The organism is Streptomyces sp. JNUCC 64 (assembly GCF_054484115.1).
This window is the reverse complement of the sequence record NZ_CM137015.1, coordinates 2,565,508-2,579,914: the sequence shown is the minus strand read 5'-3', so window position 1 is coordinate 2,579,914 and position 14,407 is coordinate 2,565,508. Positions and strand designations below refer to the sequence as shown.

13 protein-coding genes are annotated in these 14,407 nt (G+C 73.5%); 11 read left to right on the top strand and 2 right to left on the bottom strand.

The features are described 5' to 3' along the window. The first annotated feature begins 106 nt into the window (after positions 1-106). From ACVWNX_RS10295 to ACVWNX_RS10280, 4 genes are all read left to right on the top strand, one after another. Positions 107-445 (top strand): hypothetical protein, encoded by a 339-nt coding sequence (locus tag ACVWNX_RS10295; protein ID WP_454413595.1) that lies wholly within the window; start codon positions 107-109, stop codon positions 443-445. Between the two features lie 195 nt (positions 446-640). After that, positions 641-1,009 carry a WhiB family transcriptional regulator gene (locus ACVWNX_RS10290; RefSeq protein WP_454413594.1) on the top strand — a complete coding sequence of 123 codons (369 nt, stop codon included), beginning with the start codon at positions 641-643 and terminating at the stop codon, positions 1,007-1,009. After that, entirely contained in the window at positions 1,006-1,320 is a 315-nt protein-coding gene (locus ACVWNX_RS10285; RefSeq protein ID WP_454413593.1) for a hypothetical protein, read from the top strand. Before ACVWNX_RS10290 ends, ACVWNX_RS10285 begins: the two co-directional genes overlap by 4 nt. Before the next feature lie 548 nt (positions 1,321-1,868). Next, positions 1,869-2,066 carry a hypothetical protein gene (locus ACVWNX_RS10280; protein WP_454414703.1) on the top strand — a complete coding sequence of 66 codons (198 nt, stop codon included), beginning with the start codon at positions 1,869-1,871 and terminating at the stop codon, positions 2,064-2,066. A gap of 121 nt (positions 2,067-2,187) precedes the next feature. Here the strand turns inward: ACVWNX_RS10280 and ACVWNX_RS10275 are convergent, their stop codons facing one another. Beyond that, the gene (locus ACVWNX_RS10275) at positions 2,188-3,561 is read right to left on the bottom strand and encodes an ABC1 kinase family protein (protein WP_454413592.1); all 1,374 of its coding nucleotides are present in this window, start codon (positions 3,559-3,561) and stop codon (positions 2,188-2,190) included. A 40-nt stretch (positions 3,562-3,601) separates the two neighbouring features. Next, on the bottom strand, positions 3,602-4,927 hold the full coding sequence (locus tag ACVWNX_RS10270; RefSeq protein WP_454413591.1) for a TOMM precursor leader peptide-binding protein: 1,326 nt from the start codon (positions 4,925-4,927) through the stop codon (positions 3,602-3,604). Between the two features lie 530 nt (positions 4,928-5,457). Here ACVWNX_RS10270 and ACVWNX_RS10265 point away from each other — a divergent pair. The 7 genes from ACVWNX_RS10265 (at position 5,458) to ACVWNX_RS10235 (ending at position 14,184) form a co-directional block, all read left to right on the top strand. Next, a complete protein-coding gene (locus tag ACVWNX_RS10265) occupies positions 5,458-6,060 on the top strand; it encodes a M48 metallopeptidase family protein (RefSeq protein ID WP_454413590.1) in 603 nt (200 codons plus the stop codon). A gap of 265 nt (positions 6,061-6,325) precedes the next feature. Further along, complete coding sequence (locus ACVWNX_RS10260) at positions 6,326-8,146, top strand: TerD family protein (RefSeq protein ID WP_454413589.1); 1,821 nt, start codon at positions 6,326-6,328, stop codon at positions 8,144-8,146. Between the two features lie 146 nt (positions 8,147-8,292). Beyond that, positions 8,293-8,925: an AIM24 family protein gene (locus tag ACVWNX_RS10255; RefSeq protein WP_454414702.1), complete on the top strand. Its 633-nt coding sequence runs from the start codon at positions 8,293-8,295 to the stop codon at positions 8,923-8,925. 16 nt (positions 8,926-8,941) lie between these two features. Further along, the gene (locus ACVWNX_RS10250) at positions 8,942-9,700 is read left to right on the top strand and encodes an AIM24 family protein (RefSeq protein ID WP_454413588.1); all 759 of its coding nucleotides are present in this window, start codon (positions 8,942-8,944) and stop codon (positions 9,698-9,700) included. Positions 9,701-10,257: 557 nt separating this feature from the next. After that, positions 10,258-11,394, top strand: coding sequence for a lipid II:glycine glycyltransferase FemX (locus tag ACVWNX_RS10245; protein WP_454414701.1), 1,137 nt, complete (start codon positions 10,258-10,260; stop codon positions 11,392-11,394). Between the two features lie 230 nt (positions 11,395-11,624). Further along, complete coding sequence (gene murJ / locus ACVWNX_RS10240) at positions 11,625-13,493, top strand: murein biosynthesis integral membrane protein MurJ (RefSeq protein ID WP_454413587.1); 1,869 nt, start codon at positions 11,625-11,627, stop codon at positions 13,491-13,493. 7 nt (positions 13,494-13,500) lie between these two features. After that, on the top strand, positions 13,501-14,184 hold the full coding sequence (locus ACVWNX_RS10235) for a response regulator (RefSeq protein WP_454413586.1): 684 nt from the start codon (positions 13,501-13,503) through the stop codon (positions 14,182-14,184). Positions 14,185-14,407 lie beyond the last annotated feature (223 nt).

Here is a 14,407-nt window from a genome sequence, read left to right as displayed (position 1 = left end):
ACGCGGGCTTCTCCGGAGGCCCCACTCCGTGCTGTAATTCATATCCGTATATCCGTCGGATCCGGTCTCGACCAGGTCCCCCAGACGCCGAGAGGAGGCGAGTCCAGTGATCAGCATCAAGAGCCGCAAGACCAGCAAGCCCGTCAACGCCGCCGCGAACTGCGGTCGCTCGGCCGTCGCCTCCCTCCTCCTGCCTGGATTCTCGAACCTGGGCACGGGTCTGTCCGGCGTCGCCCCGCGTCCCACGTTCGCTCCGGTGGTCGATGCCGCCGTGACCCGCGAGCGCATCGGCCGACCGACCGAGGTGTCGAACGCGGTAGTGGCAGTCAAGGCATCCGCCTATGGCTTTACCGCGACCGCAGCCGACACCGGCGAGCGGCAGACCAGCCAGCACCACACGATGTGGGCCTTCCGTGGGCTCGAACCCTGGAGTCATCCAGCCTGATCTCGATCAGGCCGGCGCCTTCAGGGCCGCGGAACCCCACCCGGGATCCGCGGCCCTTCTGTTTTCCCCGAGCGGGAAGACGGAGCGAAGGGGCCTCGGGACAACAGAAAACCCGGTACCAGCCTCCCCAGCCACCGCTGAGGAGACAGTCACCGGCCGACCGGCCGGACCGAACCAAACGAGGAAGACACCACCGTGCAACTCGAAGCGCACGCTCCGTCAGCTCCGTCCTCGGACACGATCTCCCCGCCCGGCCCCACGAAGGACTCCACCGTGACGCCCCTCACCGCGCTCACCGCGCTCGACGACGCCATCGAGAACCTCGGCGTGCCCGTACCCTGCCGCGCCTACGACCCCGAGGTCTTCTTCGCGGAGTCCCCTGCGGACGTCGAGTACGCCAAGTCGCTGTGCCGCACCTGCCCGCTGGTCGAAGCCTGCCTCGCGGGTGCCAAGGAGCGCCGCGAGCCGTGGGGCGTCTGGGGCGGAGAGCTGTTCGTCCAGGGCGTCGTCGTCGCCCGCAAGCGGCCCCGTGGCCGTCCGCGCAAGAACCCGGTCACGGCATGAAAACCCTAGGAACGATCGACCGTCCCCTCACGCACGACCCCCGGAAACAGGCCCCGATGACTCCCACCCACGAACCCGCGCACCCCACCACAGACTTCTCCACCATCGGCGTCGAAGCACGTCAGAACAGGAACCGAGCCATGCAACTCATCCCAGAAGCCCTGGCACGTGCGCATATGCACGAGCGGCTCCGGGAAGCCGAGCACGCCCGACCGGCGGCCCGGATCGTAGCCGCCCGCCGTATGCAGCGCCGCGCCGAGCGCGCGTCGATGCGTGCGCGGCGCGCCCTGGCCGTCGCCGTCATGCAGTAATGCGGCAGCGGCGGTAGCGGCAGCGACAGCGGCAGCGGGGGCACTGACGGAGTGGCGGTCCATCCGTCTTCCTTCCGAGTCCGTCTTCCGCCCCCGTCCCGTCCGTGACCCAGGCCCTCCGGGGCAACCCGAGCGGTCGCACCGCCCGCCCCCTTCGTACAGGGGGCGGCAGACGTGCGGCCCCGCTCCCGTGTGGTGCGTGCCGCGCCACACGGACGGGAATCCGGCGGTCGCCACCCTGAACGGGTGTGCGGTTCCGGGTGAGGGGCGTGCGCACGGCACTTCCATATCGCGGGAGCCGGTCCCGAACGGACCGGCTCCCGCAGGCGTTTGTCGACCCGTCATGGAGGGAGAGGCGGGTCGGGGCCCCGGTGTCCCGCCACCGCCCGGGTCGTCCCGTCCGGGCCTCTGGCACCCGGCTCCGGGCGGTGCCGTGCCGGGGGTACCTTCGCCCGGTGGAACGTCAGCACACCGACGGCGCCGATCCCGCCGACAGCACCGATCCCGCTGAGGGAGCCGATCTGATCGGAGCCGACGCCCCCGATCAGATCGGCTCCGGCCGCCCCGGCGATCCCGGTGCCCCGCCGCCGGAGGCGGTCGGATGCGCCCGTTGCGGCACCACCGACGGCACCCCGTCCACCTGGACCTGCTCCGTCGAGAACGGGGTCCGCCGGTACTTCTGCGACCGCTGCGCCCGGGACAACCTCAGATCGATCGAAGGGCGCCTCGACTCGCCTTGGTGGTGACGTTGACGTGTGTGACATGTGTCGTGCCGTGTCGGGTCTGGCGTCGTGGTCGTGGTCCGTGAGTCAGTTGGTCGGGGGCGTCATGTCCGTCGACTGGGTCGTTCGGCGTCCAGGCGGGAGGTCAGGACGGGGTGACTACGGCTTCCCCGTCCCCGCCCTCGTCGCCGTCCTCGTCCGGCAGGAAGCCCGGCACCCACGTCTCCAGTTCCTCGCGCAGCCGGACCGTCGCTCCGAGCTGGCAGAGCACCCCGATCGTGCTCAGCGTCACCCGGTGGATCAACAGGTACTCCGGAGGAAGGTTCAGCCGCTTGCCCAACTGGTAGGCGGGGGAGCGCGGGTCCGCGATCCGGGCCGCCTGCGACCGCATCCACTCCCGGGTGAAGGTGAACTCGTCCACCTCGGCCGCCTCGATGATCGGCAGCAGGTAGTCGAGCACGGCCTGCGGATCGAGGTCGATCTCCGGCTTCACGAAACCCTCGTCGCACAGCAACCCGTACACGGCCTCCGCCTCGCCGTCGAGGGTCCTCCGCAGCGACTCGCCGATCGTCACCGGCAGCCCGCCGGGCAACCGGTCGACCGTGCCGAAGTCCAGCACGCCGAGCTTCCAGCCACCCTTCTCGTCGGGCAGCAGCCGGAAGTTGCCCGGATGGGGGTCCGCGTGCAGCAGGCCCGTGCGCGCGGGCCCGGAGAACAGGAAGCGGGCGAGCAACTGCCCCGCCCGGTCACGCTGTTCCGGCGTGCCGTCGGATATCACCCGGGACAGGGGGACGCCCTCGATCCACTCGGTGACCAGTACCTGATCACACTGGTGGATCACCGCCGGGACCAGGACGTCCGGATCGTCGGCGAACTCCTCCGCGTGAACGCCCTGCGCCCGTGCCTCCAGGGAGTAGTCCAACTCCTCCGCCACCCGGTCCCGCAACTCGGAGATCAGCGGCTTCACGTCCATCCCGGGCATCAACGGCCCCAGCAACTTGGCGAAACGTCCGATCTGGGTCAGATCGGACAACAGCGCCTCACCCGCGCCCGGATACTGCACCTTGACGGCGACTTCTCGGCCGTCGTGCCAGACCGCGTGGTGCACCTGGCCTATCGACGCCGCCGCCGACGGTTTGTCCTCGAACTCCTCGAACAGCTCGCGCCAGTCCTCGCCCAACCGCTCGGCGAGCACCCCGTGCACCGTGCGCGTCGGCATGGGGGGCGCGGCCTCCTGGAGCTTGGTGAGCGCGGCCCGGTAGGGACCCGCCACCTCCTCGGGCAACGCCGACTCGAAGACGGACAGGGCCTGTCCGAACTTCATCGCCCCGCCCTTCAACTCTCCGAGCACCTTGAACAACTGATCGGCCGTGCGCTGCTGGAGTTCACGACCCACGATCTCCGCCGACTTGCCCCCGATCCGTTTGCCCAGCCCCCACGTTGCGCGCCCGGCGATGCCGAGTGGCAGCGCGGCCAGCTTGGCGGTTCGAGTGACCGCCTTCCGGGGAAGATCAGACATGCGCCCCTCCAAGTCCCAGACCGCCGTGCCGCGTCGGCGGCTACCGGGACATTGTCTCGTGCGCCGGTCGATCTTCGGAGGGGTGTTCGGTACCGGAGGTTCGGTCAGCCGCTCCGCAGGGGCACTCCGGGTGGGGACGCAGTGCGCGCGACCGCCAGCCGAACCCGGGGGAGACGGCTTCCCAACGGGTGCCCGCGCTGGCTGGAACCCCACCGTCGAGCAGGGCCAGCGCGTGTGCCGTGGCGAGCCCCGCGACCGCGGCGGACAGCGCCACGTCACACGGCGGAACCCGTGGCGGGGTGCCCGAACGCCACTGCGTCAGCAGCCGTGGCCAGTCCGGATCGTCGGCCAGCCGATCTCGGGTAAGACACTCCGCGCAGGCCGTCTGGCCGGGCAATACCAGAGGGCCCACCACCGCCGTGCCCTCGACCACCCCCGCATAGAGGTGAGGCACGCCCGCCGCCATCAGCTCCCGCGCGGCCGACGGATCGGGGGCGTGGACGGCCAGGCCGTCGCGGGGGGTGAGGAGCGCGAGGGCCAGACGGGGTTCTCGGGGGGTGATGGTGGGTGTGGGGGTGGAGGTGGGTGTGGTGCTTGAACGGTCGGGGAGGCGGGGGCGCGATGGATGGCCGGGGGCGGTGTTCCTGGCGAGGCGTCGCGCGGAGTGTTCGCGCCGGTCACCGACCGACTCGGGACGGTGCCCGCCCGGCCCGACCTCCCAGGGTTCGACCCAGCCGCCGTCCCGTACGTCGACCGCGCCCACCCCCGCCGCCCCCAGCAAGGCGGCGACCTGGGCACCCGTTCGCCCCGCGCCCCGTACCTGAACCCGCGCCCCGGACCGCCGTGCGAGCGTGCGCAGCGCCTCACCCGGGCGGGATGTCCTGATCGTGAGGGAGGCGTGGTCGGCGCGTAGCCGTTCCAGGGCGGGGGCGTTTCGGCGCAGGGCTTCGGCCGCCGGACCGCCACTGGTCGTGTCGTCCAGCAGCCCCGCTCCGGCCAGCCGCTCGACGAGGTCGTCGGCGCGGCCTTCGGGGAGACCCAGGCGACGGGCCTCGTCGCGGAGGAGCGTCCGGCCCCGGGTGCCGTCGAGGAGGTTGAGGAAGGCGGCGGACGGATCGTCCAGGGGACCGAACGTGAGGGCGTGGGCCGGGGTGACTCCGAACTGGACGGTGCGCAGATCGCGCCACGCCCGTCGGAACGCGGGTTTGAGCAGGGGATGGCCGGGCGAGTCGGGAGTGGAGACCGAGGGGGCGGGGGTGTGCCGGGGGAGGTGGGAGGGGTGGGGGCGGGTCCCGTCTGGGCTGCGGGGCGGGGACGGAGATGGGGATGGGGAGGTGGGGGGAGAGGGGGAGGTGGGGGAGGGCATCGGGGCTGCTCCTTCGGGGTTGTGGGAGTGCGATGAGCTGTTCGGTCTGCCGTTCTTGAGGGGCCCACCCCCACCCCTCCCCACCACCACCCCCGAGGCGTCAGGCCCACCCCCGAGACGGAGCGCGGCCCAGCACCAAGTCACAGCGGCGCCAGCCCCTCCCTCCACCCGGACAGGGACCGGGTCCGGCCCCGGACCAGCCCCTGACCGAGGCCGGCCCCAGACCGGCCCCGGACCGAGACGAACCCTGGACTCGGCCCGGAACCGGCCCGGCCTGGCCCGGCCCGGACAAGGCGCAGGACCGGCCCCGGAGCCCGGCCCCGGATCCCGGCTCCGGAACCGCTCCCGCCCCGGCGAAGACCCCCGTGCTCCGCCGACGGAATCAATGATGAGGGGCGGAGGAGGAAGGCGCGGAAAGTTATCCACAGGCGGGCGGATTCTTCATACCGGCTCGGCCCTGCGGGGGTGGATCGCCGTGGAACCGGCTGCGAGGCGGGACTTCTCACGGGCGCAGCGGGTAACGTCGAAACGTGCCCGCCGACCCCTTGCACAGCGCCGGACAGCCACGACGACAGCGCACCGCGACGAGCCTGCCGTCCGGCGGTTCGCGGGCGAGCGCGGTCGAGGTGCGCCGGAGCGCGCGGCGGCGCCGTACGGTCTCCGCGTACCGCGAGGGCGACCGTACCGTCGTGCTGATCCCCGCCCGGATGTCGGAGGCGGAGGAGCGGCGGTGGGTGGGCGTCATGCTCGACAAGCTGGCCGCGCAGGAGAGCAAGCGACGTCTGGGGGACGGCGAACTGGTGCTGCGCGCGGAGCGGCTGTCCGCGCAGTACTTCGGGGGCCGTGCGCGGCCCGCGTCCGTGCGCTGGGTCACCAACCAGAACACGCGCTGGGGGTCGTGCACCCCGTCCGAGGGCAGCATCCGGCTCTCGCACCGTCTGCAGGGGATGCCGGAGTACGTCGTCGACTACGTCCTGGTGCACGAGCTGGCGCACTTGCTGGTTCCGGGGCACGGTCCGGACTTCTGGCGGCTCCTGGAGTCCTACCCCCGGACCGAGCGGGCGCGGGGGTACCTCGAAGGGGTGATCGCGGCCGATCGGTTGCCGCACCGTCCGGTCCCGTCCGGGGAGTGACGCGACGGCGCTTCCCGACGTCAGCCGCCCCGACGCCCCCGAGTCCGCCCCCGAAGGCGCCTCCACCCCACCCCCACCCCACTCCTGAACCAGGGGTCCGGCATCCCCGAACCCGGGCCCTTCGCACTCTCAAGCTTCCGATGGGGGATATGAGCGAACGGGACCGTTTCTGTACCGGGTCTGTACCGGGATGCTCCGGTGTCAGTGTTTGCGGTTAGCCTGACGCGACGTGTTCGCAATCCGGGACGGGGGACGGTCGGAACGTATGACCAGGGAATTCCAGCGGGGCCACAAGGCCAGGATCGGTGACCTCACCGCGGGCACCGATCTGTACGTCGGTGTGCGGATCACCGGGCCGGGACTGGCCTTCGACATCAGCTGCTTCGGTCTCGACGCCGACGACCGGCTGTCGGACGACCGGTACTTCGTCTTCTTCAACCAGCCGAAGAGCCCGGAGGAGGCGATCCAGCTCCTGGGGCCGCAGGCCGGTGACACCGAGTCGTTCCGGGTCACGCTGGATCGGATCCCCCAGGCCGTGCGACGGCTGACGTTCACCGCGACGATCGACGGCGCCGGGCAGATGTCGCAGGTGGCGCCCGGCTACATCCGCATCGTCGCCGGTGGCGAAGAGGTCGCGCGGTACCCGTTCGACGGTTCCGAGTTCACCACCGAGCGCGCCGTGATGCTCGGGGACTTCTATCTGAAGGACGTCTGGCGCTTCGCTGCCGTCGGCCAGGGCTTCGACGGCGGGCTGGACGCGCTGCTCCGCAACTTCGGCGGCGAGGTCGCCGAGGAGGAGCCCGCCGCCGAGGCGCCCGCCTCCCCGCCCGGTTTCGCGCCCCCGGCGCAGGCCGCGCCCGCCCCCGCTTTCGCGCCGCCAGCGCACTCCCCGTCCTCCCCGCCTTCCACGCCGTCCCCCTCGTACGCGCCGTCCGCGCAACCCGAGCCTCCGCAACAGGTCGCACCGCTTCCCCCGGCCCAGCCCGTTCCGGCGCCCGCGCCTGAGCCCGTTCCGACCGCCTTCGCACCTCCGCCCGGAGCCACCCCGCCGCCGCACCCCGCGCCCGGTGCCCCGCCGGTCCACACCGCCCCGCCGGTCCACACCGCGCCGACCGTGGCCGCGCCCTTCACCGCGACCCCGCCCGGAGGGACTCCGCCGCCCCCGCCCGGGGCCACCCCACCGCCGGGGTACCCCCAGCACACGCCTCCTCCGGCCCCGGTGCCGAGCGCCCCGCCGCCCCCCGGCTACGGCACGCCCCCCGCACCGGCGGCCCCGACCCCGCCGCCGGGGTACGGCCACCCGCCCCACCAGCAGGTTCCGCATCCGCCGCTGCCCGGCGGCCCAGGCCAGCCGTTCAGCTCCGCCCCGGGCCACGGTCCCGTCACCGTGCCCGGTCAGGGAGCGGGCGGCCCGTCCCTGACCCCGGCGGGGGTCGCGGCCGGGCTCCAGCGGTTCAACGAACTCGCCACCGGTCAGCGCTGGACGATGCAGAACGAGAAGCTCGTCCGCGTGGACCTCGGCACCGGGGGCGGCCCCGTGCTGGCCCGCCAGGGCAGCATGGTGCTGTACCAGGGCAAGGTCGACTTCGGCCACAAGAGCGCCGGGTTCACCGGCCGGGTGGTCGGCGCCGGCACCGGCCAGGAGATGCAGCTCATGCGCTGCAACGGCAAGGGGCAGGTCTTCTTCGCGGAGGAGGCGTCCCATCTGCACACCATCGAGCTCCAGGGCGACGGGGTCTGCGTCTCCGCAGAGAACGTCCTCGCCTTCGACGAGGCGCTCCACTACGAGGTCCGCCGCATCGAGGGCCACGGAATCCCCGGGGGCGCGCTGTTCACCATGCAGTTCCAGGGGACCGGCACCCTCGTGGTGAAGACGCGCGGCGTCCCGGTCGTGCTCCCCGTCACCCAGGGCACGTTCGCCGACTGCAACGCGCTCGTGGCCTGGTCCGCGGGCGCGCAGGCGATCGTCACCAGTCAGGTACGGCTGCGGGCGAACGGTCCGGCCGGGTCCACCGGCGAGGGCGTGAACCTCCAGTTCCGGGGTGCCCCCGGCAATTTCATCGTCGTCCAGCCCCACGAGGTCTGAGGGAGCCCGTCATCATGAACCAGTACTACCCGGGCTTCACCCCGGCCCCCGGCGTTCCTGGAATCCCCGGAGCCCCCGGCGTCCCCGGTGCCGCCCCCGGCATCCCCGGAACGACCGGCGCACCGGGCGCCCCCGCCGTCGCCCGTATGGAGAACCACGGCAAGCACATGGTCAAGGTGGCCCTCCAGAGCGGGCAGGACGTCTACGCCCGCGCGGGCTCCATGATCGCCTACGACGGGTACGTGCAGTACGACGGCAGTCCGCCCGCGCTACGCCAGCAGGCCCGGGAGTGGGCCTCCGGCGAGGGCGCGCCGCTGATGCGGTGCTTCGGGGACGGACTGCTGTACCTCGCCGACTACGGCGCCGACACCGTGGTGCTGAACCTCGGCGGCGAATCCCTCTCCGTCAACGGCGGCAACCTCCTCGCCTTCGACGCGCACCTCCAGTGGGGCGTCGAGAAGGTCAAGGGGCTCACCCGGTTCGCCGGTCAGGGCCTGTGGAACGTCACGATCGGCGGCCAGGGCTGGGTGGCGCTCACCTCGCGCGGCACCCCGATCGTGGTGGAGTGCGGACGGGGCGAGGACGAGACGTACGTCGACCCCGACGCGCTGCTGGCCTGGTCCCCGAACCTCAAGGTGAAGGGCAAGCGCAGCTTCAAGGCCGGGGCGCTGGTCGGCCGGGGCAGCGGCGAGGCGTTCCAGATGGCGTTCTCCGGACAGGGCATCGTCGTCGTCCAGCCCAGCGAGGACAGCACCGACCGCCTCCGTATCCGGGGCTGAGGGGGAGCGAACACACATGCAGAGCCCGCTTTTCGCGTACGCGGACAACCAGACCCAGGAGCGGTACTCCCTCCAGAACCCGCAACTGCTGCGGGTCGTCCTCCAGGGGCGGGAGGACGTCCTCGCCCGCAAGGGGGCGATGGTCGCCTACCAGGGAATGATCGAGTTCGACGCCGAGTACCAGAGCACGCAGGAGCGCCGCCGCCGTCGGCAGACCGGCGAGGGCCTGGACCTGATGCGCTGCCACGGCCAGGGGACGCTGTACCTCGCCAACCTCGCCCAGTACGTGCACCTGGTCGACGTCGACCGGGACGGCCTCACCGTCGACAGCTCCTACGTCCTGGCGCTGGACTCCTCGCTGAACTACCAGGTCATCGCGGTCGACAGCCAGTACGGGATCTCGGGTACCGGCAAGTACCAGCTCAACATCACCGGCCAGGGCAAGGTCGCGCTGATGACCTCGGGCGAGCCGTTGACGCTGCCGGTGGGCCCGGAGAACCCCTCGGTCAACGTGGACTCGGACGCGATCGTCGCCTGGTCCACCGCGCTGCGGGTGCAGATGCAGGCCCAGACCCAGTCGGCGTCGGTGTGGCGCCGCCGGGGCAACACGGGGGAGGGCTGGGAGCTGGGCTTCCAGGGCCAGGGGTACGTCATGGTCCAGCCCAGCGAGCTGCTGCCGCCCCAGAACGCCCGGACGGGGTCCGGTGCCGCCGCCCAGCTCGGCATGGGGGACCGGGGCGCCCACGGCCAGAACCGCGGCAACAACTGGAGCTGACACCCGCCCCGCCCGCACCACGGACGCACCCGCGCCGAACGAACGACCACCCGGCCCCACCCGCACGACCGGCGCGCCGGACCGCACCGCACCGTCCGCATCGCTGGCGCACCGCACCACGCCATCCGCGTCACCGGCGCACGCGTACCGCGCCATCCGCACGACCGGTACACCGCACCACCACCCGTACCGCACCCACTCCGCCGCCGATCCCCGGTGACGGCCTCCGCTCCCGCCCTTGCGGTCGGCCTCCGCCCCGGTCTCCGGTGACGGTCTCCGCCCCCGGCCTCCGGGCGTCGGGACGACGACCGCCGCCGGAGGGCAACGGTCATCGTCCCGTCACACGCCCCGCTCGGCCCGGTCACGCGCGCCTGTGAGCCTCCTTTCCGTCCCCGGTACCCAGTCCGGAACGGAAAAGAGGCTCATACGTGTCCGCAGTCCTCACCACACCCGGCCGGGACGTGCCGCGCCCCGGCACCACGGGCCCCGGCAGCACCGCCCAAGGGCCCGCGTCCCCCGCCCCCCGCGCCGCGCGGCACCCCGCCGCCCCCGTCCGGCTGGCGCACGTCTCCCCGGAGCGGTACCGCGCGTTCCTCGCCTCCGGCCCGGGAGCCGCCCTCGGTGCCGGGTTCCTCCAGTGCCCGTCCTGGGCCCGGGTCAAGCACCAGTGGCGCCCCCTGTTCCTCGGCTGGGGCCCGGACCCCGCCGCAGGGGCCCTGAACGGGGTCGCCCTCGCGCTGCTGCGCCGGTTCCCCGGCACCCGTAAGTACTTCGCCTATCTGCCCGAGGGCCCGGTGGCCGACTGGGCCGACCCGGACGTCGACTCCTGGCTCACCCCGCTCCTCGGCCGACTGCGCGAGGAGGGCGCCTTCGCGGTACGGATCGGCCCCTCGCCCGCCCACCGCAGCTGGACCGCGCCCACTCTGAAGGCCCGTACGGGACCCGGCGCCCGCCTCGGTGACGTGCTCGACTGCGCGGTGGACCCGCTCGGCACGGTCGTCGCCGAACGGCTGCGCGCCCGGGGCTGGCACCGCTGCGGCGAAGGGGGAGCGGGCGGTGACGGCGACGCCCAGCCCCGGCACGTCTTCCGGCTCCCGCTCGCCGGACGCACCCCCGAGCAGCTCTGGTCCGGCCTCAACCAGGAGTGGCGGCGCAACGTCCGCCGCGCCCGGAAGTCCGGGGTGGAGGTCGTCGTCGGCAGCGCCGCCGAACTGCCCGAGTTCTACCGGCTGCTGAACCTGACCGAACGCCGCGACGGCTTCCGGCTCGGCCGGGGCCTCGACTACTACGAGCGCCAGTACGCGGCGCTCAACGCCGAGGAACCCGGCCGGATGCGGCTGTACCTGGCCCGGCACGGCGGGGAGATCCTCGCCGCGCACACCATGGTCACCGTCGGCCGCCGGGTCTGGTACCAGACCGGCGCGTCCGCCGACCACCGACGGGAGGTGCGGCCGTCCAACGCCCTCCAGTGGCGCATGATCCTCGACGCGCACGCCCTCGGGGCGGACGTCTACGACATGCGGGGGGTGCCCGCGACACTCGATCCGGCCGACCGGTCCTTCGGGCTGACCCGCTGGAAGCTCGGCACCGGCGGCGAGGTCGTCGAGACGCTGGGGGAGTGGGAACGCCCGCTGACCGGCACCGCCAACCACGCGCTGTACCGGGCGTTCCAGGCGTATCTGGCCCGGCGGTGAGCGCCCTGGACGACGGTTCCCACGGCAGCGCCGACGGCTCCGGCGCCCCGTACGGCCCCGATGGCTCCGACGGCTCACGCAGACCACATGAGCCGCACGGACCAGAAGAGCCGCACAGATCGCACAAGCCGCACGGGCCAGACCAGCCATACAGATCACGCAAGCCGCACGGGCCGGACCGGCCGCACGGGCCGAACAAGTCGCACGGGTCGTACGGGCCGCAGACGGCGGTGGTCGACGACACGCCCCGCCACCGGACACCGAACGCTGACGGACCCCACGGGACACCGAGCGCCGAGGGGCCCGGCCCGGCACCCAGCGCCGACGGGCCCCGCCCCGTACCGGGCGCGGCCCCCCGTCCCCGGAGGGACCGCCGGGCCACGCCCTCCGTCGCCCGCAGCGGCGCGATCATGGCCGCCGGATCGGTGGTGTCCCGCGCCACCGGCTTCCTGCGGTCCGCGACCGTCGCCGCCGCGCTCGGCGTGGGCCTGACCGCCGACGGGTACGCGGTGGCCAACGCCGTCCCCACGATCGTCTACACCCTGCTGATCGGCGGCGCCCTCAACGCCGTCTTCGTCCCCGAACTGGTCCGCGCCGCCCGGGAGCACGCCGACGGCGGCGCGGCCTGGACGGACCGGCTGCTCACCGTCTGCGTCACCGCGCTGCTCGCCCTCACCGGGGCGGCGGTGTGGGCGGCGCCCGCGATCGTGGAGGTCTACACCGGGTACGACGGGGAACAGGCCCACCTCACCGTGGCGTTCGCCCGCTTCTGCCTGCCGCAGATCCTCTTCCTCGGGGTGTTCACCCTGCTGGGACAGGTGCTCAACGCGCGCGGCCGGTTCGGCGCCATGATGTGGACGCCGGTCCTCAACAACATCGTCGTGATCGCCGTGTTCGGGCTGTACCTCGCGGTCGGCGACGGGGGCGCCCTGACCGGCGCCGAGACCGCGCTGCTCGGCTGGGGCACCACCGCGGGCATCGCCGTCCAGGCGCTCGCCCTCGCCCCCGCCCTGCGCGCCGCCCGGTTCCGCTGGCGGCCCCGCTTCGACTGGCGCGGCAGCGGGCTCGCCCGGCCGCTGCGCTCCGCGGGCTGGCTGGTGCTGCTGGTCCTCACCAACCAGCTCGCGTACGGGGTGGTGACCCGGTTCGCCACCGCCGCCGGGGAGCGGGCCGCGGCCCTCGGCACCGACGGCGGCGTCGGGTTCAGCGCCTACACCAACGCCTATCTGCTGTGGGCCGTGCCGCACGGCGTCGTCACCGTCTCGCTGGTCACCGCGCTGCTGCCCCGGATGAGCCGGGCCGCCGCCGACGGCGACACGGCGGCCGTCCGCCGGGACGTGTCCGGCGCGCTGCGCACCTCGGCCGCCGCGATCGTGCCCGCCGCCTGCGCGCTGTTCGCCCTCGCCGGACCCGTCATGGCGCTGGTCTTCCAGTACGGGCGCACCGACGCCGACGACACCGCCGCGATGGCGCTCACCCTGATGGCGTTCGCCCCCGGACTCATCGCCTTCTCCGGGCAGTACGTGCTGGCCCGCGCCTTCTACGCGCTGTCCGACACCCGTACCCCGTTCCTGCTGAACCTGGTGATCGCGACGCTGAACGCGGGCCTCGCGGTGACCGCGTACACCGTGCTGCCCGCCCGGCACAGGGTCGCCGGCATGGCGGGCGGCTACTCCGTCGCGCTGCTCATGGGCTGGGCCCTCACCGGGTACGTGCTGCACCGTCGGCTCGCCCCTCCGCCGCCGCCCCCCGCGCCGGGCGGGCGGGGCCGGGGCCGCCGCGCCGCCGGGGCCCGTGGCCGGACCCGGCGCGGGGGCGCCCGAGCGGGCCGGACCGGCCCCTGGCGGTCCGCCGCCCTCGGGGCGCAGCTGCGGCTGCTGGCCGCCGCCGTCCCCGCCACCGCCCTCGGCCACGGCGCCGCCACCGTCCTCGGCCCGCTGGGACACCCGGTGGCCGGAGCGGGCGGCGCCGTGGTCATCGTCGCCGTCTTCGCCGCGCTCGCCCGCCCGCTGCGGCTGACCGAACTCGACCGGCTGCTCACCGGAGCCGTCCGGCGGCTGCCGGGCCACCGCTCCCGCCCCTCGTCAGGACTGGAATAATCCGCCCATGCCGCGCGTGCTCCTCATCGAAGACGACGCCTCCGTACGCGAGGGGGTCGAACTCGGTCTGCGCCGCCGGGGCCACGAGGTGCGCACCGCCGCCACCGGCGAGGACGGGCTTCTGGCGCTCGACGCGTTCCGCCCCGACCTGCTGCTGCTCGATCTGATGCTGCCCGGGGCCAACGGGGTCGAGGTGTGCCGCCGGGTCCGGGAGGACAGCCAGCTCCCGATCATCATGCTCACCGCCCGGGGCGACGACTTCGACGTCGTCGTCGGGCTGGAGGCGGGCGCCGACGACTACATCGTCAAGCCCGCCCGCACCGAAGTCATCGAGGCGCGCATCCGCGCGGTGCTGCGGCGTCTGGAACCGCCCGGCGCCGGACGGCCCGCGCGGGAGACGCACGGCGAACTCGCCCTCGACCGGGCCGGGCTCACCGTCACCAAGAACGGCCGCCGACTGGCCCTCGCCCCCTCCGAACTGAGGCTGCTGCTGCATCTGAGCGCCGCGCCCGAACAGGTCTTCAGCCGTCAGCAGCTCCTCGAACACGTCTGGGAGCACAGCTACCACGGGGACGCCCGGCTGGTCGACGCCTGTGTCCGACGGCTCCGCAACAAGATCGAGGACGTGCCCGGCACCCCCCGCTACATCCAGACCCTGCGCGGCTTCGGCTACCGCTTCGGCCCGCTGTGAGACCCCGTCCCCCCGGCCGGTCCCGCCTCCGTCTCCCGGGCCGGTCCACCGAGGGATCCCGTCCCCCGGGCCGGCCCGCCGAGGGGTCCCGCGACCTCTCCGACGGGTCCGCCGACCGCGGCTCCCGGGACGACGACCACGGCTCCCGCGACCACGGCTCCCGCGACGCCGCCGACCGCGTTCCGTCCGAAGAGGCCCGCGCCGACCGGGATCCGTCCGAAGG

Coding starts and splice junctions, on each gene's coding strand:
- ACVWNX_RS10250 (WP_454413588.1), top strand. CDS start 8,942: ATGCAGAGCCCGCTTTTCGCGTACGCGGACAACCAGACCCAGGAGCGG.
- ACVWNX_RS10275 (WP_454413592.1), bottom strand. CDS start 3,561: ATGTCTGATCTTCCCCGGAAGGCGGTCACTCGAACCGCCAAGCTGGCC.
- ACVWNX_RS10285 (WP_454413593.1), top strand. CDS start 1,006: ATGAAAACCCTAGGAACGATCGACCGTCCCCTCACGCACGACCCCCGG.
- ACVWNX_RS10235 (WP_454413586.1), top strand. CDS start 13,501: ATGCCGCGCGTGCTCCTCATCGAAGACGACGCCTCCGTACGCGAGGGG.
- ACVWNX_RS10255 (WP_454414702.1), top strand. CDS start 8,293: ATGGAGAACCACGGCAAGCACATGGTCAAGGTGGCCCTCCAGAGCGGG.
- ACVWNX_RS10260 (WP_454413589.1), top strand. CDS start 6,326: ATGACCAGGGAATTCCAGCGGGGCCACAAGGCCAGGATCGGTGACCTC.
- ACVWNX_RS10270 (WP_454413591.1), bottom strand. CDS start 4,927: ATGCCCTCCCCCACCTCCCCCTCTCCCCCCACCTCCCCATCCCCATCT.